The organism is Chryseobacterium sp. A301 (assembly GCF_054489425.1).
In genome coordinates this window covers 664,190-687,518 of record NZ_JBTMWY010000001.1, presented here as the reverse complement: position 1 = coordinate 687,518, position 23,329 = coordinate 664,190, and the positions used below count along the sequence as shown (strand labels likewise).

Below are 23,329 nucleotides of genomic sequence, written 5' to 3'. Positions count from 1 at the left end.
TCAACTATAAAATAAGGTGGGAACGCAGTCTAAATAAAGGTTTCCAACATATTTTGGTAGAAATTGCTAAAATTACTCTTCTTCTAAGAGTTCATTTAAAAGCTTAATAAGCACTGGATCCATATAATTTGCAGCGCCTACCTGTCTTCCTACAAAACGCCCTTGTTTGTCAACAATAAAGGTAGTCGGAATCGAACCTGAAAACAGTTCAAGGGGAATTTGACTTGCCATTCCGTAGACCGGAAGATCAATTTCTTTCTTCTCCATCCACTGTTTTGCTTTATCAAGCTTTCCATCTACATCCACCATTAAAAATACTAAATCCTCTCGATCTTTGAAGGTTTGTCTTAGTTTATAAATGGTAGGCATTTCAACGAGACAAGGTCCGCACCAGGTTGCCCATAAGTTAATAAAGACTACTTTTCCCTTAAGACCCCGAAGGGAACTTATAGTCTGCTTTGAATCCACAAACTTTAAGTCTGGTGTCACGTAAGCGACGGAATCTGCTTCTGCCGAATCCGACGTCCCGTTTGTCGATGATTCGGAATTAGTAGAATCCACGGCAGAACTTGAATTCGTTGTTTGAGCTAAAGTGAAAATAGAAAAAAGTAAAAAAAGTACACTTGTGAAATTTCGTATAATATTGTTCATTTTTTGTTTGAATTGGAGGGCCGATTTGAGCGACCGATTAAATGAGTATTGCACCCTTTGAACTTAGGGTGAATATTTTGAAAAAAACAGTTTGAAAATAGGGACAGAGGACAGAGTACAGAGTCGATCCGCAGTAGAATAGCGCTTCCTATATCCTCCAGAAATGTCCTTTTAACCAAAGGCCAAAAGTAGTTTTTGATACTTTAAAAATAGCGGCACCCGATTTCTAAATCCACTTGAACTTACGTATTTAGAATGTGCAGAACTCTCGTCAGGAACAGAGAAAGCCTTTGTCCAAATGGATATCGCATCCCCAGCAGGAAGCATCCTTGCAAAATCAGCACTTACTTTTGAGCTCTTTTCAAAACTCAGTAGGGTATTTTGCGTGCAAATTTCAAGACTTGGAGAAGGAGCTACCGAAAGATTTTTTGAAAATGTAGACTGTAACGCAGAAGCTTCAACCACCCACATTTTCACACTTGCTTTCATCGGGCAAGGGGAAAATAGCAGAAGCAGCATCGCAAAAAGCGCTAGAAAGCGCTTCATCCAACATCTTGAAATCTTCGTTTTGTAAGTCATGGGCACAAAATTAAGGCTATATCTCTCTAAAGACAAATCGAGCGTGAAAGATTAAACGTTTTTAACATATAAAAAGAGCTCTTGAATATTGGATTACTTACTACTGAACAAACTCGCAATGAAAAATCTGAATAAATTTTAACTAAAACGACATCCATAATCAATAACGGAAAGAAGCGCCGCCAAAAGCATTGTCCTTGAAAATTATATACCATCATCAAACTGAACCCACACGGGTTCGTCTTTTACAATGCCTAATCTTATTTCGATGGGAAAATGTAAATTTTAAATCAAAAATAAATATTTACAAACTGATAAAAAGTCAGACCACATGCACATCCCATTATGAGCAATATTGCTTAATATAAAAAGCACAAAACCACACAAAATGCTATTTACAGTTAACAAAATTGATTAATAATCAATCTATTGTTTGCAGTCATCAACAAGAGACAAAAGCGAAATTGGGCATATTCTAATCTAGTACGCTTTTGCAAAATTCACCTGTTCAACTATATCAACCTGATGAAATTTCTGGAAAACCCGGAAAAAGACTGGGTTATTGAACGAGATTATGGAGTGTAATTATCGCTTGAATAGTTGCTCGTTTTTCGATTTTTAAAACTCAAAAAAAACATATCTAACTGTAAAACACTACTATACGTTTAACGAATTGCAGAATTAAATTTTTATCAGACACTAATGTAATGGAATAATGATGGGAACCTTCCTGAATAACAATTCCTATCAAATTTAGGCATGAAAAAAAACCCACAGATAGGCGAGGCACTAAATGTTTTCACAACGGAATAATCCTTATTGTGAATTGCTTTCATTGCAAATATAGCATTTTGATTTTATCACTTGCGTTGTGCTGTATCTCAAAGATACTGAAAAATGAAAGCAATTCATAACTCCGTACCGCTCCATGCCCATATTATCCGGTTGTGCTGTATCTCAAAGATAGGTAAAAATGAAAGCAATCCACAAAAAGAGACTTAAATAAGTACCCCATAAAGATCAAATTCTTCAGCAGAAGTAATTTTCACGTTTGCAAAATCTCCTACGGATACATAAGTATCTTTTGCAGAAACAAGAACCGTATTATCTACATCTGGGGAATCAAACTCGGTACGTCCCACAAAGTACTCTCCTTCTTTTCGGTCAAATAAGACTTTGAAGGTCTGTCCAATCTTTTCTTGGTTCTTCTCCCAAGAGATTTGGCTTTGCAGTACCATGATTTCTTCTACTCTTTGGTCTTTTACTTCTTGAGGCACATCGTCCTCTAATTGGTAAGCGGATGTATTTTCTTCGTGAGAATAAGTAAAGCATCCTAGACGATCAAATCGTTGGTATTTAACCCACTCTTTCATCTCTTCAAAACGCTCCTGCGTTTCTCCTGGATAACCCACGATTAAAGTCGTACGAATTGCCATATCCGGAACAAGTTCTCTAAACTTGGCTAATAGAGCATCCGTCTTTTCATGCGTGGTTCCACGCTTCATGGATTTTAATAATTCGGAATTTATATGTTGAAGAGGAATGTCAATATAGTTACATACTTTCGGCTCGTTTTTAATCACCTCAAGTACATCTTCTGGGAATCCAGTTGGAAATGCATAGTGCAAACGAATCCACTCAATCCCCTCTACTTTTACTAATTCTTTTAATAGATCCGCTAGCGCTCTTCGTTTATAGATATCAAGACCATAGTAAGTCAAATCTTGCGCAATCAAGATAAGTTCTTTCGTTCCTTTTTTGGCTAGGCCTTGTGCTTCTTTCACTAGATCTTCAATCGTCTTGGATTGATGCCCCCCTCTCATTAAGGGGATTGCACAGAAAGAACAAGGACGATCACACCCTTCTGAAATCTTCAAATAGGCAAAATGCTTAGGCGTTGTGGTTAAACGCTCTCCTACAAGTTCATGCTTGTAGTCTGCGCCTAACTGTTTTAATAGTTGTGGAAGTTCTCTTGTACCAAAGTACTGATCTACATCTGGTATTTCTCTTTCCAAATCCGGCTTGTAACGTTCAGACAAACATCCTGTCACAAATACTTTTTCCACCTCCCCTCGATTCTTAGCCTCTACAAAATCAAGAATTGTATCAATACTTTCTTGTTTTGCATTGTCAATAAATCCACAGGTGTTGATAACAACAATATCCCCTCGATCTTCATGAACCACCTCTTTTCCGCTCGCTTGAAGCTGTCCCATCAGTACTTCGGAGTCTACTACGTTTTTCGAGCACCCTAAAGTGACGATGTTAATTTTCTTTTTCCCGATAGATTTAGTTCTCATATGACTTCTGCAGATTAATTAGGTTTACACTTCCGACCTAGAATTTAAGGGTGCAAATTTACAAAATAATTAATTACTTTGAGTTTTGATAAATATTTGATTTTCTATCCATTAAATATTCTCTTAGCCTAGTAAGACCCACTCCCATCAAGCACTATTCTATATCAACTATATGAATGGATAGTGGGATAAGGTACGGCTTTTTTAGGCTAAGGAATTAGTTGTCGAAATGAGGATCGACAAAAGATACTTTCAAATTCTCTTTATTCAGGTCTTTGAAAATGACGACGGACATCGTGGTATCTCTGCAAAATTCGGTCATAATAAAGCGCAAAGAGGAGTAAAGCAGCAGATACTAAAAGAGTTCTTAGTCCAAAATAAGGATATAAAAGTCCTCCCCCAATTCCGCCTAAAAAGAAGAAGGCAATAATGGCTAGCTTTAAGTAGATATTCTTCCTAAGTTGTTTCTGTTGTCTCTCTTTTCGGTAAAACAGAATCTGAGACAGCTCAATTCCTAAATCTGTAAAAAGACCGGTTAAGTGGGTGGTTCTAACAACAGACTGAGAAACACGCGTGACTAATGCATTTTGAAGTCCCATTACAAATAACAGCACAGAAGGCGTGAAAATTGTGAGCACAAAGTCTGTTCGGTCTAAAAATTGGGGCTCAAAACTCACTAGAACAAGAAGAATAATTTCAATGGAGATTGGAATTAGATAGGAACCCTTATTTCCTTTTGCCGCGCCTATTTCAAGTAAGAGACTGGAAACAAAAGCTCCTAAAAGAAACATCACAATGTAAACTAGAAATGCGAATGCCGCTACAATCCGTCCCCCCACCAAATCTTCCGAAAAGAACGCAAAATGCCCCGTCACATTGGTGGTCAATACTCCTAAAGCTAATATCCCCGTAATGTTCACAATTCCAGCCACCCCTGAAAGTAGGGAGGCTAATTGCAGATTATGGGAAAAGGTTCTTTTGTTACCGGTGTGTCTAAACATATTTGCAACTACAACTAATTTGATTTCGTATTCACTTTTGACGATATGAAGATCATCTTTTGCTATTCTTGTTGCAGAATAACCAAAGTCAGTAGCGAGGGATAATCGCAATCGATAGCATTACTCAGCAGAACTGATTTCAGAAATCAGTTCATACTCGAATCCTCGAGTAAGAAGATAACGAATCGTTTTGACTCTCTTTGCGTACTCTTTTAAGCCTTTCTGTTTCTCGTAATACTGAGCGTAAATTTTCTCAAGAGTCTTTCTATAATCCTCTGGATCGATTTCATCCATGCAGCTTGAGATTAGTTTCTCGGAAATCTGCTTTTGTTTCAAATGTTGACGAATCTTATTTTTTCCCCAGCTTTTCATGTAGAACTTACCTCTAATATAACTTCTCACGAAGCGCTCCTCGTTCAGAAAATTTTCCTTCATCAAATATAAAAGGATCTCGTCTTTCGCCTCAGGAATGAGAACGTAGTCTTTCATTTTCTGCTCCACTTCGTAATGGCAGCGATCCTGGTATACACAGTAGTTTACCAGTTTCTGTTTAATCTCCTCAAAAGTGAATAGCTTTTTCTCCATAGAATTTTCTAGAGTAAAGATAGTGAAAGTAGGATGCGTCTTTAACCCTCTAGCGCGCCTAAAAGGCGCGCTAAAAAGAAATTAATTAATAACAAATCATGAAGTTAGTAAGAGAATAGCGGAAGGCCATCCATCATGCTATTTACTTTTTTACGAACGTCCGCTAAAACGGCTTCGTTCTCTATGTTTTCCACGACATTCAGAATTAATTCTGCAATCGTGTCCATATCGTTTTCTTTCATTCCACGGGTGGTAATGGCTGCAGTTCCTAAACGAATCCCTGAGGTTGTGAAGGCGCTCTTGTCATCGTAAGGAACCATGTTCTTGTTACATGTAATGTCCGCTTTCACAAGGGCTTTTTCAGTTTCTTTCCCGTTTACGTTCTTGTTACGTAGATCCACAAGCATTAGGTGGTTATCTGTTCCTCCACTTACGATATCAAAGCCTCTATCGACTAAAGATTTTGCCATCGCTTGCGCGTTCTTAATCACTTGGCTTGTGTAAGTGGTAAATTTATCATCTAGAGCTTCTCCAAATGCTACTGCTTTTCCTGCGATCACGTGCTCTAGTGGGCCTCCTTGAATTCCTGGGAACACAGCAGAGTCTAAAACAGCAGACATCATTTTAGTCACTCCTTTTGGAGTCTTGTGTCCGTAAGTGTTTTCAAAGTCTTTTCCTAGCATAATCAGACCTCCTCTTGGTCCTCTTAGTGTTTTATGCGTCGTGGTGGTTACCACGTGGCAATGAGGGAAGGGAGACGAAAGGTGTCCTTTCGCAATAAGCCCTGCAGGGTGAGCAATGTCCGCCCAAAGGGTAGCTCCTACTTCGTCTGCAATTTCTCTAAATTTCGCAAAATCAATGTCTCTTGAATAAGCAGAATACCCGGCAATGATCATTTTCGGTCTAACTTCTAACGCTTTTTCTCTTACGTTGTTGTAATCGATTCTTCCCGTTTCTCTTTCTACTCCGTAGAAATGAGCCTCGTACTGAATCCCTGAAAAGTTTACGTGAGATCCGTGAGTTAAATGCCCACCCATAGAAAGGTCTAATCCTAGAATCTTATCCCCTGGCTTTAAAACAGACAGGTAAATCGCTGCATTAGCCTGCGATCCTGAATGCGGTTGTACGTTGGCATACTCCACTCCAAAAAGCTGCTTTGCTCTTTCGATTGCTAAAGTCTCAATCTCGTCGACTACTTCGCATCCGCCATAGTAACGTCTTCCCGGATATCCTTCCGCATACTTGTTGGTTAAAACACTACCCATTGCTTTCATCACATCGTCCGAAACAAAATTCTCGGAAGCGATTAGTTCAATCCCCTGGGTTTGACGCGCTCTCTCCTTCTCAATCAAATCGAAAATCACACTGCTGCTCATATTATATAAAATTTGAAATTATTAAATCTAACGCCCTTTATTCAAAGCGTTCCAAATTTACGGAAAATAAAGATTAAAAAGCGCCCTTTTTCCACAATCTATACCTAATGTTTATCAGTTTTGATTAATCCTTATAAACTGAAATCCTGCAAGGGACATTTTATTATAACGTTCCCTTCAATTCAGACTATGAGTTAAGTTTAAAAAAATATTATTTTTAACTCGTAAGAAAATGAAAAAATCGAGACGTAAATTTAGTCCGACCTTCAAGGCACAGGTTGCCCTTGAAGCACTTAAAGAAAGGGAAACATTATCCGAATTAGGCGCTCGATTCGAAGTCCACCCGCAACAAATCCTTAACTGGAAGAAGGAGTTTTTAAGCAAATCAGACCAGGTTTTTACTTTAGAAAAGAAAAAAGAACAGTCCTCTGGGAAGGAGGAAAAACTCTATCAGAAAATCGGTCAGTTGCAGATAGAAATTGATTTTCTAAAAAAAACTTAGGGATGCTCGAGGAGTGAAAGAAAGGCGAGAAATGATAGATAAACAGTACCGCCTGAGTGTTCGCAAACAGTGCGATTTATTGTGCATCAACAGGAGTAATTTGTATTATAGTCCAAAAAAAGAGAGTGATACGAATCTAATTTTGATGACTGAAATTGATGAAATCCACCTGAAATATCCTAGTTTTGGAATCCGAAGGATAACGCAGGAACTCAGGGAAATTGGCTTTAGCGCGAACCGTAAGAGGGTTCGCCGACTGATGCAGTTGATGCGCATTGCCACAATTTATCCGAAAAGAAATTTGAGCAAGCTGGGCAAGGCGACCTACATTCGGCCATACCTTTTGAAAGGTTTAAAAATTGAAGAAGCTAATCAGGTCTGGCAGATTGACATCAGTTATATCCCTATGAAAAGAGGCTTTATGTACCTTACAGCGATTATTGATGTGTACAGCCGCTATATTGTAGGCTGGCAACTCTCCAACACGCTAGAGAAAGAAACTCAGACTTTGGTGATGAATGATGCGATAAAAAAATACGGAAAACCCGAGATTGTCAACTCCGACCAAGGAAGCCAATACACTTCGAATCATTGGATAGAATGTATGGAAAATCACCGTATAAAGATCAGCATGGACGGCAAAGGCAGAGCTATAGATAATATTTATATCGAACGATTTTTTAGAACGATAAAGTACGATTACATCTATCTAAACCCAGTAGAATCAGGCTGGGAACTCTACGAAGGTATTCAAGATTTTATTATAGGCTACAACAAGAGAAGCCATCAAGGAATTAACAATCAAAAACCAAAAGATTTGTTTAATTTTGAACTAACAAACCAACTTAAATCTGCTTAATGTGGTTGAATTTTGGGGGACAGAATAAAACATATCTGCAATATTTCACCAAACTATGTGTAAAGAATTATTTGACAAATTACGCGCTGATACGGCTGAGCTTTATAAGAGTTATCGTTTAAATCATTTTAGCTTATTTTATATTCACAAATATTATAATGAAAAAAGTAACGAGCATAATTTAGAAAATTTTGTAATTGAAGATAAAATCAATGAATCAGTTCGTTTCGATGGTGAGAATATGATTAAGGAAACTTTTGATAATGGTAAGTATCAATTTTTAGTTTCTTCATCAGCGATTATTAATTTTTATCAAATATGGGAAGATAAGTATCGAAAAAAGATCTCGAAAGAAGTAAATGTAGATGTTATCAACAGTGAAGTTTATTACGAACTTAACAAACTTAGACAATCAATTATACATAACAATCATAGACCAACCCCGCAATTTAAAAAAGTTGCAAGTAATTTTAAATTCATATTAATAGATGATAAATTAGAACTTACTGTAGAGGAAATTCATAAAATCTATAAAATATTACTGCAGGAAATTGATGATTTAGAAAAAAAGTACTGCAGATAACATATTTAGTTCTCGTCGACGATTTTAGCGGTTAATTTAGTTTTTAGCAAATAGAACGTTTTCGTATATTTAACCCTCCTACAGAAATACCAAACCGTTGTACGACATTTTAAAAAATTACGATTCGAAAGTGAAGATTTCAAATAAAATAACAGAACAAATCGGGAAACTGATTGCCGGAGACATGGGTTCTGCACCTTATTTAACTGGTCCAAAACTGGTGGATTTTTATAACGAATGCGGATTTGATGACGTGTATGGAGAAGGTTTTCCTTCGAGGTGGAGATATTCAACTGACAAAATTGTAGAAAGTAACGGAACGCAACGATTAAAAAATATTTTAGAAGATTTCGTCGACCCGAGAAGATATGGAGATGACGAGCAAATTATAGATAAAATAGTAAATGAATTTAATCAATTAATAAAATATGATGGATTTGCTTTAATTAAAAGGGGAGAAATCTATAAAGTTGCTGACATACAAGGAAACTTTATTAATCCTGAATCTATTTCAACAATAGGACACGAATTCGTGAATGAACAAATTGAAAAATGTCAACAAAAAATTGCGTCGGATGACTTCAATGGTGCAATTACTAATGCAAGAACTTTATGTGAAGCAATTCTGACTCATATAATTGAAAAAATTGATAACGGTCATATTAAAAACGACGGAAATCTTATCAATCTATGGTCAAAAGCAAAAAAAGTTTTAAAACTTGATCTAAAAAAAGGCGAAATACCAGATTTTGTATTTCAAATTTTATCAGGACTTGACACAACAATAAATGGACTTGCAGGATTAAGTAATAATGCAGGTGACAGACACGCAAATAAATTTAACACTAAACGACATCACGCTAAACTTGCAGTAAACTCAACAATGACATTATGCGACTTTTTGATCGACGTATTAAATGAGAGAAAGAAAAACTTCTGCTAATAACTAAGCTTTCATCTTGTCCGCAGCACACAAGATGAAAGCCTGTTGAACGGAAGCTCCGGTAGCTTTTCTCCAGCATTTTGGTATTTATGGAGTTGTCGTTTTTAGAATTTAGATTCACAAAGCAGTTTTTTCAGAAGGACTGCTTTTTTTGTGGCGCTGAGTAGCCTTTGGAAGTGGTTTCTGCAGGGTTTTACTGGCGGCAGGGCACAGCTTCCCTTACCCAATGTATTACAAATCCAAATTTTCTAATTATGTTGCTTTTATAAACTTCTTCACTAAAAGACCCACTGCAAAACCGAAAATTCCATGCGCAATTGTCCAATACAACCAAGCAGTGAAATCATTTTCAGCAGGAGGCTTAACTGAAAGGCAGGTAAGAAAAAATAGTGCTCCTCCCCCAACGGTGTAGACCGCTATATAGTAGAAGAGTGAAAGTTGCTTATTCAAATATTTCAAAATATAATAAAGTCCGATAACACTACAAATACAAGTGACAAAATGGAAAATATAACCGAATAACAAAACCGGTCTTAACTGATTTAGAACGGGCACATAATCGAAATTAAAAAGTAAAATGTAAGCTGTATTTCCTGTTAATATATAAAGTATTTTTAGGGGTATAATTAAAATTACTCCGGCAGCAATTCCAATTAAAGTTAATTTAAAAAAAGTTGAAAGAGAGGGAAATGCTTTTTTCATAAAATTTATTTAACGGAGTAAGTACCCTTGCTATTTATTCTAACTAAAAAATAGGATATACTACCATCTAGTAATTTACTCCTAAATACAATTTTTTTACCAATAATTCTTTTTTTCATTTTAATCTTATTAATCTTAATATAAACTTAACAGATTTTATAATTTTATGGCATACTCATTGGTTCATTATAGGTAACCAAAAAAATAAAATATTATGAACAATCCAACAGTATCAACATTGAACGATCTTTTACAAATCACAAATGATCGAATTGAAGGTTTCAACAAAGTGGAAGATAAGGTGTGGGAAAAATATCCTAATCTTAAATCAGATTATACCAATATGGTTGATCAGTCGCAAAAAATAAAATTAGAACTGAAGAGTTTAATCTCTGAAAGAAATGGAGATGCAGATGATTCAACTACCGTAGCAGGAGGACTACACCGTACTTGGATTGATGTGAAAAATGCTTTTTCAAGCGATAATGCAGAATCAACTTTAGAAAATGTTACCTTCGGCGAAAATGCAGCAATTGAAGCTTACGAAAAGGCTTTGGACAGCGGTGATTTATGCCCTGAAAGTTCGAGAGTAGTTCAGGATCAACTTCACAGTTTAAAAGCATCTTATGAGAAATTTAAAAACTTAGAAAATCGACACGACTAACGAATCTGATTTTTATTCTTTCACTATTATTTAAAAAGCCGTCCTATTCTACTGGGACGGCTTTATTATGACTAAAAAATTTCAACTTGTGTAGTTCTCAATATAAAAATTTATTTATTTTTTAATAGGTTGCTGTTCTCCGGTAGGCAAGTCACATCCAAATCGGTTCCCGAAATACATCTAAACAACCGTACTTCAGAGTTAATGGACATATACTCAGCGGTAATATTAAGTGCCACAAGTTCCAAGTCAGACATTTTCGGTAGTCTGATCTGCTTATTTGACTTACTATGTTTACAGGTTGCTGTCAATTCTTTTAAAATAATTTCGTAGTTTTGAATGAGATCGTTCATCTATTTAATGACTTGGTAATCAATTAAATATACGATTTTTTAATCAAATGGACAATCTTTTTTCCTTTCAATTTCTAAATGCACAACAGGTAACATCAATAAAAAAGGGCCTTCGCTATGCGAATGCCCCTTACTTATTCAACGATTGATTGGCGTAATTTAATTACTACTTACGCTTCACACGCACTGCATGTTACGAAGTTCACCATAAGCTCTTTCGAAACAGAGGAGCTTCTTTGGTAATAAAGTGTTTTTACACCTTTTTTCCAGGCTTCAATCATCACAAAGTTCACATCCTTCACCGGCATCGTAGACGGAATCTGCATATTTAAGGACTGAGCCTGATCAATATACTGCTGTCTTTGTGCAGCTTGAGAAACGATCTCCATCGGAGAAATCTCCTTGAAGGTTTTGAATACTGCTTTTTCTTCGTCTGTAAGTTCGCTTAAGTGCTGGACAGATCCATGATTTAACATGATGCTTCTCCACGTTTCTTCATTTTCAATTCCTTTCTCAGTAAGTAATTTGGTTAAATACTTGTTCTTACGCATGAAATTCCCTTTGGCAAGTCCAGCTTTGTAGTAATTGGAAGAGAAAGGCTCAATACCTGGAGACGACTGCCCTAAAATCGCGGAGCTAGAAGTCGTTGGCGCAATTGCCATTAAAGTTGTATTTCTTTTTCCGTATCCTTTTAAAAGTTCCGGTTCTCCGTAAATATTCGCTAGTTCAGCCGATGCTATCTCAGCCTGCTCACGAATGTGTCTAAAGGCTCTTGCATTAAACTGTGTCGCTTCAAAACTTTCAAATGGAATTAGGTTCTTCTGTAAGTAAGAATGGTATCCTAGAACTCCTAGTCCTAAGGCTCTGTGTCTCATTGCGAAGTTTCTTGCTCCTGTTAGGTAGTAATTTCCTTCGGTCTTTTCAATAAACTCAGAAAGAACTGCATCTAAGAAATAGATTGCAAGTTTCACGGCATTAGTGTCTTTCCATTCGTCGTATAACTCTAGGTTCATTGATGAAAGACAGCAGATGAACGACTCATCCTTCGTTGACGGAAGCATGATTTCAGAGCAAAGGTTACTTGCATTCACCGTTAGACCTAAATCTTTATAAACCTGAGGTTTATTTCTATTCACATTGTCTGTAAAGAAGATATAAGGAAGTCCTTTTTGTTGTCTACTCTCTAGTACTCTCGCCCAAATCTTTCTTTTGTCCGTATCCCCATCAATCATGTCTTGCATCCAGTAATCTGGAACACAGACTCCTGTAAAGAGATTTTGGATCGGAGACCCGATGTCTTTAATGGACAAAAACTCTTCAATATCTCCATGGTCGATGTCTAGGTAAGCGGCAAAGGCTCCTCTTCGAACACCTCCTTGAGAAACTACATCCATTGCTGTATCAAACAATTTCATGAAAGAAACCGCTCCTGAGGATTTTCCATTGTCGGTCACCGCGGTTCCGCGGTTTCTGAGTTCTCCAAAATACCCGGAAGTACCCCCCCCGATTTTGGTTTGCATGATTACCTCTCCGAGTTTATGGGTAATGCCTTCAATATGATCGGGCACGTGTACGTTGAAACAAGAAATAGGAAGTCCTCTTTGAGTTCCCATATTGGCCCATACGGGAGAAGAAAAACTAATCCAACCTTTGGTAATCATTTCTTCAAACGCGGGTTGAAGCTCTGGTTTGTATAGACGTTTTGCAGCCGCTGTCGTAATCCGCTCAATGGCTCCTTTTACGGTTTCTCCTTTGAGTAGGTATCCCCGGTTCAACATTTGCTCGGACTCTTCGTTAAGCCACCAGATATCGTTATTTTCTTCCATAGTTTTTCTTTGATTAGAGCCTTTTCTTTAGAAAAGGCAGTGTATACTGATTGATTGAGACCTAATACAATCTAAAACAGATCGTTTTCGGTGATACTCTTGTCGTGCTTGGTGTAATCCACCGGTCTTTTAGCGAAGAAGTCATCAAGCGAATTTGCAAATACTTCCTCTTCAAACCATACCATCGGACGGTACTCCTCTGGCGAAACATTGTAACGGCTTTCCATACCGATTTTTCTTAACGAATCATCCACTCTATATTTCATAAAGTTGAGTAGATCCGTTTTTGAAAAATTATCTAATTCTCCTCCTTGGAAGATCCAATCTAGAATCTCGGATTCAACTTCAATGGAATGATCCACGAGAGTATAAATGTCTTCAAGATCAGAATCGGTTAGTAGTTCGGGTTGTTCTTCTCTAATTTTATTGATTAAATAGATTCCTGCATTGGCATGAATCTGTTCGTCCACCGAAGTCCAAGCAATAATGTTGCTCACGTTCTTCATGTAGCCTTTAAAACGAGTAAAGGATAAAATAATGGCAAACTGTGAGAAAAGCGATACGTTCTCAATTAAGATGGAGAATAAGAGAAGCGAAGACACATATTCTTTTGGAGTCGTGGAATTCGCATGGCGAAGAACATTAGATAAGAACTCAATTCTTTTTTTGATCACAGGGATTTCCACTACTTTCAAAAAATCCTCGTTATAGCCTAGCACTTCTAGGAGACGAGAATACGCCTCGGAGTGACGAAACTCACATTCTGCAAACGTAGCCCCCAGTCCATTAAGTTCTGGTTTAGGCATGTGGTGGTATAAATTCCCCCAAAACGTTTTAACGGACACTTCAATTTGAGCAATGGCTAGAAGAGCGTGCTTAACGGCAAGTTTTTCATGAGGTTCTAACTGAGAATGAAAGTCCTGTACGTCCGCCGTGAAATCGACTTCCGAATGAACCCAAAAGGCTTTGTTAATGGCTTCTGTAAATTGAAGTACTTCAGGGTACTCAAACGGCTTGTAGCTAATTCTCTTATCAAAGATTCCCATAATGGAGGTGTAGGTTAAACAATTAATATTCTATCGCATTGACACTAAGGGCATAAAAAACTAGATAACTAGGAGTTACCCACTTCAAGATCCCATAAAATTTCATGGATTTTGCCATTTACGAACAGTAGCAAAAATAGAGAATGAATTGATAGATAAAAAGCCAAGAGTATTAAATCTCATCAAATCAAGGCTAAAAGTTTTCCACAATGACACAGAGTGCGCATTGTTAGTAGGTTACAGCTGCCATTCCATCCAAAACCGTGCTTTACGCGCTTTTAGCGCTAAACACAAGTTTCCATCTTATTGATTTACAGATAAATGATACTAAACACAAGGTTTTCGGGCATGGTTCTAGAGGACTAATTAACTTGCCCCTTACCCCACTTTGATCTTTACTTGGTCCGAAAAAGGATCTCCTTCAAGGCAAAGACTTCAGGAAGCGAGCCTGAAAAATCTTTTATAATCAACACTCCCCTTTTGGATTTTCAAAGGGATCTGTAACAAATTATTTATTTTTTACACTTATTGAAAAATCAATCCGGAAGCCCATGTTACTTATTAAGGATCTCCATAAATCGTATGATACCGGCAAAAGCAAACTTCACGTGCTCAAAGGCATTAACCTGAACATCGGTGAGGGTGAGTTCGTCTCTATTATGGGAAGTTCGGGATCAGGAAAATCAACTCTATTAAATATCATTGGAATCTTGGACGAGAAAGATTCCGGAGTATACGAACTAGACGGAATTCACATTGAAGAATTAAACGAAACCAAAGCGGCCGAATACAGAAGTCGTTTTCTAGGGTTTGTCTTTCAATCCTTCAATCTTATTGGATACAAAACCGCGTTAGAAAATGTGGCACTTCCCCTCTACTACCAAAACGTAGGGCGAAAAGAAAGAAATGCAAAAGCTTTAGAATATTTAGAAAAGGTAGGCCTGGGTCCTTGGGCAAATCACTTGCCTAACGAACTTTCTGGAGGGCAAAAACAAAGAGTCGCGATTGCTCGCGCACTCATCACAGACCCAAAGGTTATCCTTGCGGATGAACCGACAGGAGCCCTGGATAGTAAAACCACCCACGAAATCATGATGCTTCTTCAAGAAATTAACGAAGGCGGCAAAACCATTATCGTGGTGACCCACGAACCGGACGTGGCGGCGCAAACCAAACGAAATGTCCTTTTAAAGGATGGACGCATTGAAAGCGACGAGTTCATCCAGCAAAGAGTCCTTTCCTAAGCATTTGTAAAAGAAAAAGAATTAAAAAAAAAGAGTACCATAAATCCTTACAAGACCTCATGTTTGATTTAGACCGCTGGCAAGAAATTTTCGCCTCCATACGGAGCAATGTCCTTAGAACCGTCCTTTCTGGTTTTACGGTTGCCCTTGGCCTTTATATTTTTGTGGTCCTGTTCGGAATAGGAACCGGTCTTCAAAACGCATTTACGCAAGGCTTCGCAAGAGACGCACAAAACCTGATTTCCATTTTCACAGGAAGAACCACCATTGCCTACGGAGGTCTTCAGGAAGACCGCACCATTGTTCTTAAAAACGACGACTACGATAAGGTTCTTAAGTACGACCCTGAGAAAGTAGAATATTCCACTCCTCGATACTCCACATCCCTTCTGGTTAAATACGGAAACGAAAGTGGCACGTATCAGATTTCTGGAAGCGAGCCGGAAGAAAAAAACATTGAAAATAGAGACCTTCTCGAAGGACGCTATCTCAACGCAGGCGATATCAACCGAAACAATTACGTGGCCGTCATCGGTCGAATGGTCCAAAGGGACTTAATTAAAAACGGAAGTCCTGTCGGAAAAGAACTAAATATCAATGGAACGATGTTTACCGTAGTAGGCGTCTTTTCAGACGACGGTGGAGACTGGGACGAGAGAATGATTACAGTTCCCGTGACCACCCTACAACAAATGAAAAAAGGTTCAGATACGCTTAGTAATATTTACATTACTTACAATCCTAACCTTTCTCCTTCGGAGGCAATTAAGTACGGGGAAGATTTGCAAACGAAACTTAAAAGCAAGCACAAAGTCTCTCCAGACGATGACAATGCGATCGTTGTTCGTAACAATGCGAGCAATATGGAAGACACTATTAAATTCATGTTCGTCTTAACCTTAATCGTAGGATTCATTGGTCTAGGAACCTTGATGGCGGGGATCATTGGGATCTCGAATATCATGGTGTACATCGTAAAAGAAAGAACAAGGGAGATTGGAGTTCGAAAAGCGATTGGGGCCAAACCCAAAAGCATCGTGGGGCTTATCGTACAAGAAAGTTTAGTCATTACGATTATTTCAGGTATTGTAGGCGTTCTCTTAGGAGTGTTAACCCTTGAGTTAATTGGCGACAATCTAGAAAAGTATTTCATTAAAGACCCGTCCGTGGGTTGGGGCACGATGGCCATGGCCTTTATTGCCTTAATCATCTCCGGGTTAATTGCAGGATTTGTACCGGCTTATAGAGCCAGTAAAATCCGACCGATCGAAGCCCTTAGAACTGAATAAACAACTTGAACCTAATAAAGAGAAAATAAACCGGCATGAACATCCTATTCAAACGCGACACTTGGCAGGAGATCTACCACTCATTAAGAAACAACAAGCTTCGAACGTTTCTTACTATGATTGGTGTGGCTTGGGGTATGTTTTTATACGTGGCTCTTTTAGGGGCTGCGAAAGGAATGGAGAATGGTTTTGACAAAGTATTCTCAGGGTTTGCAACGAACTCTATTTTCATGTGGGCGCAGAATACCAATATTCCTTACGCAGGATTTCCAAAGGGAAGACAAATGAATCTTCATTTGGGCGATATTGAGTATTTGCAAAGCAAAGTTCCGCAAATCGATTATATCTCCCCTCAGAACAGCCGAGGGAACTTCGGGACCCCGGGAGAGCAGATGTCAAGAAATGGAACAACGGAAGTCTATACGCTTACGGGAGACCTTCCTATTGGAAATAAGATCTCGGAGAAGAAACTTTTGTACGGTCGATATTTGAACGATTCCGATGTGAACGAAAGTAAAAACGTGATTGTCATAGGAGAAGAAATCTACAAGAATTTCTTCGATCATAAGAAGCATGAGAACCCATTAGGCAAATCCATTAATGTAAAAGGAATCTTTTTCAACGTGATTGGCGTATTTAAAGTAAAATCCCAAGGCGGTATGGAAAGCGATCGAGCTTCCTACATTCCCTTATCCACCTTTACAAAAATGTATAACGATGGAGATAAAGTAGGATTCTTTGCCATCGTGAGTAAACCGGATGCCGATTTAACGGCCGTGGAAACCGAAGTAAAAGACCAATTAAAGGAACGCTACGACGTTTCACCAGACGATAGCAATGCCTACGGAAGTTTTAACCTAGGGAAGGAATTTAAAAAGCTTACAGGCTTTTTAACCGGAATGCAGCTCCTTACCATTGTGGTAGGAACCCTTACCATTCTTGCAGGGGTCATTGCCATTTCAAACATTCTTCTAATTACGGTGAAAGAACGTACAAAAGAGATTGGAATCCGGCGCGCTTTAGGGGCAAAACCAAGTGAAGTCCGAAATCAAATCCTTTTAGAAAGTGTTGTGATTACCTTAAGCTCTGGAATTTTAGGATTCATGTTTGGGATTTTCCTACTCATGATATTAAATATGGCAACGCAAAACCAAGATGCCTTCCCGTTCTATAATCCCACAGTGGATTATTCGAACGTCGCCATTGCCATGGCTGTCATGCTATCCCTAGGCCTTGTCATTGGAATGATTCCTGCGCAAAGAGCCGTGAAAATTAGACCCATTGAGGCCCTTAGATCCGAATAATAAGTAATAAGAAAAAACTGTACAATATGAAAAAGAAGTTCACCCTGAAAAAAGCCCTTTACATTTTCCTAGGTCTTTTACTGGCCTTAGGCCTCATTTCAGGAATCTCTTACCTCATCAGCTCGAACTCGAGCAAGAGCGAAGTGTTTCTAACCAAAAAACCAGTCATCAAAGACATGGACGATAAGGTGATGGCCACAGGAAAGATTGTTCCAAGAGAAGAAATTGAAATCAAACCAAACATGCCTGGAATTATCAATAAAATTCTAGTGAAAGAAGGGGACCATGTGAGCGCGGGACAACTAATTGCCACGATTCAAATCGTGCCAAGTGTACAGAACGTAAATGCTTCTATGCAAGAAGTTAATAATGCAAATCTTCAGATTAGCAATGCGAAAGCAAATCTTGCGAATCAGAGACAGCAGTTTGATATGCAGCAAAAGCTGTATACGCAAGGAGTCATTTCAAAACAAGAATTCCTTACGGCTCAGCAGCAATTGCAAAGTGCACAGATTCAATTAAACAATGCGAACCAACAACTTTCTACGGCGAGAAAAAGCCTTCAAATTGCAAGAACGGGAGTCACTCCTGAACTTCAAGGAATGGCCACTACACAGATTCGTTCGAAAGCTACAGGAACGGTACTGGACGTACCTGTAAAAGTGGGTAGCCAGGTGATTGAAGCCAACTCTTTTAACGCAGGTACAACCATTGCTTCGGTCGCTAATTTAAATTCTCTTATCTTTGAAGGACAAATCGATGAAGCTCAGGCTGGAAAACTAAAAGAAGGCATGGATTTAAACATCGTAATCGGCGCCCTTCAAAACAAAAAATTCCCGGGCAAACTTACCATGATTGCACCCAAAGGGAAGGATGAGAACGGGACGATTAAATTCCCTGTCGAAGGGGACGTCTTTAATCCTGACAATGAATACATTCGTGCTGGATTTTCTGCAAATGGGGAAATTGTGCTGAGTTCTCAAAAAAATGCACTACTTTTGGAAGAAGCACTTATTCAATATGAAAAAGTCAAGGGAAAGGACACTCCTTTCGTCGAAGTAAAACAACCGGACGGTTCCTTTAAAAAACGCACTGTAAAATTAGGAGCCAGTGATGGAATCAACGTACAAATTCTATCCGGTATTACAAAAGACTCTGAAGTCAAAGTATGGAATCCAAGCGATAAGGATAAAGAAGCTCTAAAAGAGCAGCAAAGCAAGTAAAAAAAACCTAATTATAATTGTGAAATTCTGGAGCTGGCAAATGCGGGTTTCAGAATTTTTTTTTCGACCTGTTTTATAGAACCCACAAAAAATTTTTGTTCTTACAACGCACAACACTTCAATTATTTCAAACGACATTTTGCTCCCCGATTGCTATTGTCAATATAGCATTAGTTCTATTGTTTTCATAAGTTTATAAACTGCGGCAATTTGCTTTAAGGAAAAGCTATCAGAATAATTATTTTGATTTTTGTTTATTAAATCTATCAAAGTATCTGTTTTTTAGTATATTTGTTTATTATAATAAACAATAGTATGCTCGATTCGATTACGATAAAAGAAATGAAAACCAATATTGGGTCTTGGTGTCGAATGATGCGCAAAGCAGAACGTCTCACCAAACAGGAATTAGCTCAGGAGCTGGAGCTATCGAGATTCACCATAGCAAATCTCGAAAACGGAGAAAATCCTACGCTCGAAACATTATTGAAAATTTTACAATATTTCGATGAAATGAAAGGCTTAAATCAATTTGTTGAAAATAAAATGGAAAATCTTTCCAATAACCAATCCATGTATTAAGTATGGCTAAAAATCAAATTATTTCTGTTCATTTTCAAGGGGTAGAGATTGGAAAAGTTGGCTATGATGAAGATCAGCGCAAATCATCTTTCCAGTATAATCCGGAGTTTTTAGAGATGGATTTGTATAAAAGGCTGTTCCCCTATGTCATTAGGAGAAGTCCAAATGTTCAGGTTTTTTCCGAATTTGAAGGCGAAACTTTTAGGGGTATGCCTCCGATGATTGCAGATTCTTTGCCTGACTATTTTGGAAACATCGTTTTTAAGGAATGGTTAGAAGCAAGCCATAAAGATATTAAGAACATTTCTCCCTTAGAGCAACTCACCTATGTAGGTCAAAGGGGAATGGGAGCTTTAGAATTTATTCCTGCAAAAGATCTTACCTCTAGCACAACGATTAATGTCGCAGAAATTGCGGAAGTGGTTAAAAAAGTACTTGACGTTAAAACAGCTGTTGAAGAAAAAGGATTGAGCGACGTGGCGCTACTAAATATTTTCAAAATTGGAACATCCGCTGGCGGTGCAAGACCCAAAATTTTGGTTTCAGAACATAAAAAGACAGGCCAGTTAAAAGCGGATGATTTAGAAACTTCAATAGAGTACAATCACTATCTTATCAAATTGTCGATTGATGAAAACGAAGGATATTCTAAGGAAAAAGTAGAGTTTATTTACTACCAAATTGCCAAATCTTTAGGAATTGAAATGATGGACTCTAAAATGATCGATGATAAGCATTTTGCGACCTTACGGTTTGATCGGCAAGAAGGAGAGAAACAACATGTTTTGACCGCTTCTGGAATGACGGGTTGGGACTTTAAGAAACCAGAAAATTCTACTTATGAAAATCTTTTCCGATTATCAGTCGATCTTAGGCTTCCTCATAAAGATATAGAACAACTTTTCAAGCGAATGGTTTTTAATTTGGTTTTTGCCAATATTGATGATCATTTGAAGAACTTCGCCTTCATTTATAACACAGATAAAGACCGTTGGAATCTAGCGTCCGCCTATGATCTGACGTATCCGCTAGATGCTTTAAAGAATTATACAAGGGTTTCACGAGCGATGTCAATCAATGGAAAAAGAAGTGCTATTACCAGAGAGGACTTACTAAAGATAGCCGATCAGTTTACCGTGAAAAATCCGAATGCTATTATGGATCGTATGCTTGCGGCGACTGAATTATTTAGACCGCTTGCAGAGAAACAAGACATTCCACAAAAAGTGATTGATAAAATTGAAGCTGAATTTATTCAGTTATAGAATTAGGGCAGGTATTTGCAGCTCTTTTATAATTTGTCTAGTAACTGCATAACCAACTGATATAATGGAGAATTGCTCCTCTGAGCAAATTTATTTTAGGTTTCAATTCAGAAAATTGCATATTATTACTTCTTTCCTTAAATTAGAGTCTGAAGTAAACAACGCACCGACAATAGGTAAAACCATTATTAATTCTGCACGCATGAATACTCTAATCAATTATCTCAATTCTAACCATTACGAGCATAAGGAAAATCAAGAGAAGCTAACTGTAAGGCTTAATTCCGTACAAGAAGTTATGATATCAAAATCTCCTGAGGGAAGTTTGAACTTCTCCAATCGATTCACGGGATGGAATTTTCTCTCGGGATTTTTCCAAATGAGTCTTTCAAGTGCGATTCTTCTAAACCTTCCTTTTCTCGCTATCATCACATTTGCCATAGTGTATTTTGAATTAAAAAGCCCAATGGGAAATTTCACTGTCCATTTCGTCATTTTAGCCGCATACCTCCTTTCGTTTGCAGCAAGCATTTACAAGTACAGCAAAAATTTAAAGTCTTTTGAAGCGCAGGTTCGCTCGATAAAATAAAAAATTATTTCCTGCTAAAACACCTGATCCAATTATCAGTTTTCAAATTAGATTTAGTGTCTTAAATAAACTAAAATCTAAGAGAGCTTTTATGAGCACTTTGTTAGATAAACATTAGAGCTTCATACGAAATAGGATAATTTTTAGAAATTTAACTGCTTAGAGAATTTTAAAAAGGATACGAGTTTAAATAAATTAAACAGCCAACCTTTCGAAAAAATAAGATTACTTCTTGAAAAGAAGTGCGGTATTTAGAAATAGCAGAAGTAAAGAAAGTGTAACCCATACGGAAGTACTCATATCGCTTACTCTTTTGGCTTCCACCAAGGTCATCGCCTTTTGTGAGAGTTTTAAACTCTGGTTAATGTAATTATTGATTTCAATAATTTGGTCCATGTTTTTATTGGGAACCGCGTGCTGCGAAAAATACACTAGGTTCTTCTTTCCAATGTATCCGGCAAGCCAGTATTCATCTGAGTTGTCCATTTGCAAGTATTCAAGTCGGTAATGCTCAGAGCGAATCTTACCCGCATGACGCAGGTCGAATTTTTCGGAATCTAGTTTTGTGGAATCTAGTTTAATTGCGTAAAAATCAACAGGCTGTGGTAGCTTGTTAATGATTTGTACCGCCATGGAATTGGGAACAAGCTGATCGTAACTCTTCTGTACGAACCAGTACGCAAAAAAAGCACTCGCCCCTAAGACAATTACGACTCTCACCAAACGCACCTTTACGCTATGCTTTCTCCTTTTCACAGTTGAAAGCAGAATGGCAAAGCACAGAAGCAAAAAGACGATAAAAACGAAATTCTCCATCGGGGGCAAAGATAGTAAATCTTCTTTCTAGGTGAGTCCCGATCCTTCGTAAATCCTTCGATCTAGTAAAAAATACGAGATTAAAACCTACTCACCAACGATTGCCTGACCTGCTGAGCCCTAAAAGGAAGTATCTATGCATTTATCTCAACAAGTATACCTATGCGTTGAAAATTAAAGTGTATTTTTATTTACCCTTGGATCCTTAAATAGTATGGACCCAGGTACTAACAAACTTGCAAATTATATACAGTATGAAAAATAATCTTTCGCTCGCGCTTGGCTTCTTCCTTCTTTTGTTCTTTGGACTTGTATCGGCACAGAAGTACAAAATTTCCTATGAGATGAACTTTAAAAGGGATCCAGCGGCCACTACACTGAGCAAAACGGATATGATCCTGCTGGTCGATCAATCAAAATCTATATTTCTTAACCGTAAGCATTATGAAGGAGATTCTCTTGCACAAACGCAGACCCTGTCCAATGGTCTTTTGCCTCCACGTTCTTTGAATTTCAAACAGATGGTGAAAAAAGACCATGAGGCAAAAACCTACTCTGAATATCTTCGTCTTTCACGAGAAATATATAAAACGAAAAGTCCCCTACCTAAACTTGATTGGAAGATCACTTCCGAAACCCAGACCATAGGCGAATACAAAGTTCAAAAAGCTCTTCTAAGCCATTCAGGTAGGGAGTGGGAAGCTTGGTTCACCCCTGACATTTCGATTGCAGAAGGCCCGTCCGTTTTCTATGGACTGCCTGGTCTTATTTTATCGATGAAAGACTCGAAAGGGGATTATGAGTTTAACTTCACGGGAATCAAAAAAGAAGAGAATTTGAATGTCGATTATCAATTTAAAGAACCGCTACAAATAAGTAAAGCGCAGCGATCTAAGCTACTAATCGATTATTATAAGAACCCAATTCGCGATACTGGCGAAGTAAGCTCCCTATCCAATTTGAACGTGAGAAAAGAGAGTATTCAAAAAGATCTTCGGGCAGACAACAATCCGGTAGAATTAAAGGACGCTATTCCCTATCCCTAAG

At 37.9% G+C, this 23,329-nt stretch carries 22 protein-coding genes and 2 pseudogenes; 13 read left to right on the top strand and 11 right to left on the bottom strand.

The window, feature by feature from the left end; genetic code table 11:
• Window positions 1-72 precede the first annotated feature (72 nt).
• From ACX3PU_RS03300 to glyA, 6 genes are all read right to left on the bottom strand, one after another.
• Entirely contained in the window at window positions 73-651 is a 579-nt protein-coding gene (locus ACX3PU_RS03300) for a TlpA family protein disulfide reductase (protein ID WP_459083475.1), read from the bottom strand.
• A 171-nt stretch (window positions 652-822) separates the two neighbouring features.
• Window positions 823-1,230 (bottom strand): hypothetical protein, encoded by a 408-nt coding sequence (locus ACX3PU_RS03295; RefSeq protein WP_459083474.1) that lies wholly within the window; start codon window positions 1,228-1,230, stop codon window positions 823-825.
• A gap of 998 nt (window positions 1,231-2,228) precedes the next feature.
• Window positions 2,229-3,530, bottom strand: coding sequence for a 30S ribosomal protein S12 methylthiotransferase RimO (gene rimO / locus ACX3PU_RS03290; protein WP_459083473.1), 1,302 nt, complete (start codon window positions 3,528-3,530; stop codon window positions 2,229-2,231).
• Window positions 3,531-3,793: 263 nt separating this feature from the next.
• Window positions 3,794-4,531 carry a YoaK family protein gene (locus ACX3PU_RS03285; RefSeq protein ID WP_459083472.1) on the bottom strand — a complete coding sequence of 246 codons (738 nt, stop codon included), beginning with the start codon at window positions 4,529-4,531 and terminating at the stop codon, window positions 3,794-3,796.
• 120 nt (window positions 4,532-4,651) lie between these two features.
• A complete protein-coding gene (locus ACX3PU_RS03280; protein ID WP_459083471.1) occupies window positions 4,652-5,116 on the bottom strand; it encodes a regulatory protein RecX in 465 nt (154 codons plus the stop codon).
• A gap of 104 nt (window positions 5,117-5,220) precedes the next feature.
• The gene (glyA, locus tag ACX3PU_RS03275; RefSeq protein WP_459083470.1) at window positions 5,221-6,492 is read right to left on the bottom strand and encodes a serine hydroxymethyltransferase; all 1,272 of its coding nucleotides are present in this window, start codon (window positions 6,490-6,492) and stop codon (window positions 5,221-5,223) included.
• Window positions 6,493-6,724: 232 nt separating this feature from the next.
• On the opposite strand from glyA, the gene ACX3PU_RS03270 reads away from it, so the two are divergent.
• From ACX3PU_RS03270 to ACX3PU_RS03255, 4 genes are all read left to right on the top strand, one after another.
• On the top strand, window positions 6,725-6,994 hold the full coding sequence (locus ACX3PU_RS03270) for a transposase (protein ID WP_459083469.1): 270 nt from the start codon (window positions 6,725-6,727) through the stop codon (window positions 6,992-6,994).
• Between the two features lie 13 nt (window positions 6,995-7,007).
• Window positions 7,008-7,853, top strand: a complete 846-nt coding sequence (locus ACX3PU_RS03265; RefSeq protein ID WP_459083468.1) for an IS3 family transposase — start codon at window positions 7,008-7,010, stop codon at window positions 7,851-7,853.
• A 55-nt stretch (window positions 7,854-7,908) separates the two neighbouring features.
• Window positions 7,909-8,436: a hypothetical protein gene (locus tag ACX3PU_RS03260; RefSeq protein ID WP_459083467.1), complete on the top strand. Its 528-nt coding sequence runs from the start codon at window positions 7,909-7,911 to the stop codon at window positions 8,434-8,436.
• Window positions 8,437-8,533: 97 nt separating this feature from the next.
• Window positions 8,534-9,379, top strand: coding sequence for an abortive infection family protein (locus tag ACX3PU_RS03255; protein WP_459083466.1), 846 nt, complete (start codon window positions 8,534-8,536; stop codon window positions 9,377-9,379).
• Between the two features lie 252 nt (window positions 9,380-9,631).
• On the opposite strand, the gene ACX3PU_RS03250 is transcribed toward ACX3PU_RS03255, so the two are convergent.
• Complete coding sequence (locus tag ACX3PU_RS03250) at window positions 9,632-10,081, bottom strand: hypothetical protein (protein WP_459083465.1); 450 nt, start codon at window positions 10,079-10,081, stop codon at window positions 9,632-9,634.
• A gap of 214 nt (window positions 10,082-10,295) precedes the next feature.
• Between ACX3PU_RS03250 and ACX3PU_RS03245 the strand changes: the two genes are divergently transcribed.
• The gene (locus tag ACX3PU_RS03245) at window positions 10,296-10,745 is read left to right on the top strand and encodes a ferritin-like domain-containing protein (protein ID WP_459083464.1); all 450 of its coding nucleotides are present in this window, start codon (window positions 10,296-10,298) and stop codon (window positions 10,743-10,745) included.
• A gap of 155 nt (window positions 10,746-10,900) precedes the next feature.
• On the opposite strand, the pseudogene ACX3PU_RS03240 reads toward ACX3PU_RS03245, so the two are convergent.
• The 3 genes and pseudogenes from ACX3PU_RS03240 to ACX3PU_RS03230 all read right to left on the bottom strand — a co-directional run.
• A pseudogene (locus tag ACX3PU_RS03240) lies at window positions 10,901-11,098 on the bottom strand (IS982 family transposase); the annotation flags it as partial.
• A gap of 170 nt (window positions 11,099-11,268) precedes the next feature.
• Window positions 11,269-12,927 (bottom strand): annotated as a pseudogene (locus ACX3PU_RS03235) (ribonucleoside-diphosphate reductase subunit alpha); the annotation flags it as partial.
• A gap of 68 nt (window positions 12,928-12,995) precedes the next feature.
• A complete protein-coding gene (locus ACX3PU_RS03230) occupies window positions 12,996-13,970 on the bottom strand; it encodes a ribonucleotide-diphosphate reductase subunit beta (protein ID WP_459083463.1) in 975 nt (324 codons plus the stop codon).
• 551 nt (window positions 13,971-14,521) lie between these two features.
• Between ACX3PU_RS03230 and ACX3PU_RS03225 the strand changes: the two genes are divergently transcribed.
• The 7 genes from ACX3PU_RS03225 to ACX3PU_RS03195 all read left to right on the top strand — a co-directional run bounded on the left by ACX3PU_RS03225 (window position 14,522) and on the right by ACX3PU_RS03195 (window position 21,466).
• Window positions 14,522-15,214, top strand: a complete 693-nt coding sequence (locus ACX3PU_RS03225) for an ABC transporter ATP-binding protein (RefSeq protein ID WP_459083462.1) — start codon at window positions 14,522-14,524, stop codon at window positions 15,212-15,214.
• 59 nt (window positions 15,215-15,273) lie between these two features.
• Window positions 15,274-16,503 carry an ABC transporter permease gene (locus tag ACX3PU_RS03220; protein WP_459083461.1) on the top strand — a complete coding sequence of 410 codons (1,230 nt, stop codon included), beginning with the start codon at window positions 15,274-15,276 and terminating at the stop codon, window positions 16,501-16,503.
• A gap of 35 nt (window positions 16,504-16,538) precedes the next feature.
• Window positions 16,539-17,807 (top strand): ABC transporter permease, encoded by a 1,269-nt coding sequence (locus tag ACX3PU_RS03215; protein ID WP_459083460.1) that lies wholly within the window; start codon window positions 16,539-16,541, stop codon window positions 17,805-17,807.
• A gap of 26 nt (window positions 17,808-17,833) precedes the next feature.
• Entirely contained in the window at window positions 17,834-19,030 is a 1,197-nt protein-coding gene (locus ACX3PU_RS03210) for an efflux RND transporter periplasmic adaptor subunit (protein ID WP_459083459.1), read from the top strand.
• Between the two features lie 315 nt (window positions 19,031-19,345).
• On the top strand, window positions 19,346-19,612 hold the full coding sequence (locus ACX3PU_RS03205; RefSeq protein WP_459083458.1) for a helix-turn-helix transcriptional regulator: 267 nt from the start codon (window positions 19,346-19,348) through the stop codon (window positions 19,610-19,612).
• Window positions 19,613-19,614: 2 nt separating this feature from the next.
• A complete protein-coding gene (locus tag ACX3PU_RS03200; protein WP_459083457.1) occupies window positions 19,615-20,877 on the top strand; it encodes a type II toxin-antitoxin system HipA family toxin in 1,263 nt (420 codons plus the stop codon).
• Window positions 20,878-21,079: 202 nt separating this feature from the next.
• On the top strand, window positions 21,080-21,466 hold the full coding sequence (locus tag ACX3PU_RS03195) for a hypothetical protein (RefSeq protein WP_459083456.1): 387 nt from the start codon (window positions 21,080-21,082) through the stop codon (window positions 21,464-21,466).
• Window positions 21,467-21,691: 225 nt separating this feature from the next.
• Here the strand turns inward: ACX3PU_RS03195 and ACX3PU_RS03190 are convergent, their stop codons facing one another.
• Window positions 21,692-22,282 (bottom strand): hypothetical protein, encoded by a 591-nt coding sequence (locus tag ACX3PU_RS03190; protein ID WP_459083455.1) that lies wholly within the window; start codon window positions 22,280-22,282, stop codon window positions 21,692-21,694.
• Between the two features lie 254 nt (window positions 22,283-22,536).
• Here ACX3PU_RS03190 and ACX3PU_RS03185 point away from each other — a divergent pair, with 254 nt between their 5' ends.
• Complete coding sequence (locus tag ACX3PU_RS03185; protein WP_459083454.1) at window positions 22,537-23,328, top strand: GLPGLI family protein; 792 nt, start codon at window positions 22,537-22,539, stop codon at window positions 23,326-23,328.
• Window position 23,329: the final 1 nt, after the last annotated feature.

Coding starts and splice junctions, on each gene's coding strand:
- ACX3PU_RS03300 (WP_459083475.1), bottom strand. CDS start 651: ATGAACAATATTATACGAAATTTCACAAGTGTACTTTTTTTACTTTTT.
- ACX3PU_RS03295 (WP_459083474.1), bottom strand. CDS start 1,230: ATGACTTACAAAACGAAGATTTCAAGATGTTGGATGAAGCGCTTTCTA.
- rimO (WP_459083473.1), bottom strand. CDS start 3,530: ATGAGAACTAAATCTATCGGGAAAAAGAAAATTAACATCGTCACTTTA.
- ACX3PU_RS03285 (WP_459083472.1), bottom strand. CDS start 4,531: ATGTTTAGACACACCGGTAACAAAAGAACCTTTTCCCATAATCTGCAA.
- ACX3PU_RS03280 (WP_459083471.1), bottom strand. CDS start 5,116: ATGGAGAAAAAGCTATTCACTTTTGAGGAGATTAAACAGAAACTGGTA.
- glyA (WP_459083470.1), bottom strand. CDS start 6,492: ATGAGCAGCAGTGTGATTTTCGATTTGATTGAGAAGGAGAGAGCGCGT.
- ACX3PU_RS03270 (WP_459083469.1), top strand. CDS start 6,725: ATGAAAAAATCGAGACGTAAATTTAGTCCGACCTTCAAGGCACAGGTT.
- ACX3PU_RS03260 (WP_459083467.1), top strand. CDS start 7,909: ATGTGTAAAGAATTATTTGACAAATTACGCGCTGATACGGCTGAGCTT.
- ACX3PU_RS03250 (WP_459083465.1), bottom strand. CDS start 10,081: ATGAAAAAAGCATTTCCCTCTCTTTCAACTTTTTTTAAATTAACTTTA.
- ACX3PU_RS03245 (WP_459083464.1), top strand. CDS start 10,296: ATGAACAATCCAACAGTATCAACATTGAACGATCTTTTACAAATCACA.
- ACX3PU_RS03230 (WP_459083463.1), bottom strand. CDS start 13,970: ATGGGAATCTTTGATAAGAGAATTAGCTACAAGCCGTTTGAGTACCCT.
- ACX3PU_RS03225 (WP_459083462.1), top strand. CDS start 14,522: ATGTTACTTATTAAGGATCTCCATAAATCGTATGATACCGGCAAAAGC.
- ACX3PU_RS03220 (WP_459083461.1), top strand. CDS start 15,274: ATGTTTGATTTAGACCGCTGGCAAGAAATTTTCGCCTCCATACGGAGC.
- ACX3PU_RS03215 (WP_459083460.1), top strand. CDS start 16,539: ATGAACATCCTATTCAAACGCGACACTTGGCAGGAGATCTACCACTCA.
- ACX3PU_RS03210 (WP_459083459.1), top strand. CDS start 17,834: ATGAAAAAGAAGTTCACCCTGAAAAAAGCCCTTTACATTTTCCTAGGT.
- ACX3PU_RS03205 (WP_459083458.1), top strand. CDS start 19,346: ATGCTCGATTCGATTACGATAAAAGAAATGAAAACCAATATTGGGTCT.
- ACX3PU_RS03200 (WP_459083457.1), top strand. CDS start 19,615: ATGGCTAAAAATCAAATTATTTCTGTTCATTTTCAAGGGGTAGAGATT.
- ACX3PU_RS03195 (WP_459083456.1), top strand. CDS start 21,080: ATGAATACTCTAATCAATTATCTCAATTCTAACCATTACGAGCATAAG.
- ACX3PU_RS03190 (WP_459083455.1), bottom strand. CDS start 22,282: ATGGAGAATTTCGTTTTTATCGTCTTTTTGCTTCTGTGCTTTGCCATT.
- ACX3PU_RS03185 (WP_459083454.1), top strand. CDS start 22,537: ATGAAAAATAATCTTTCGCTCGCGCTTGGCTTCTTCCTTCTTTTGTTC.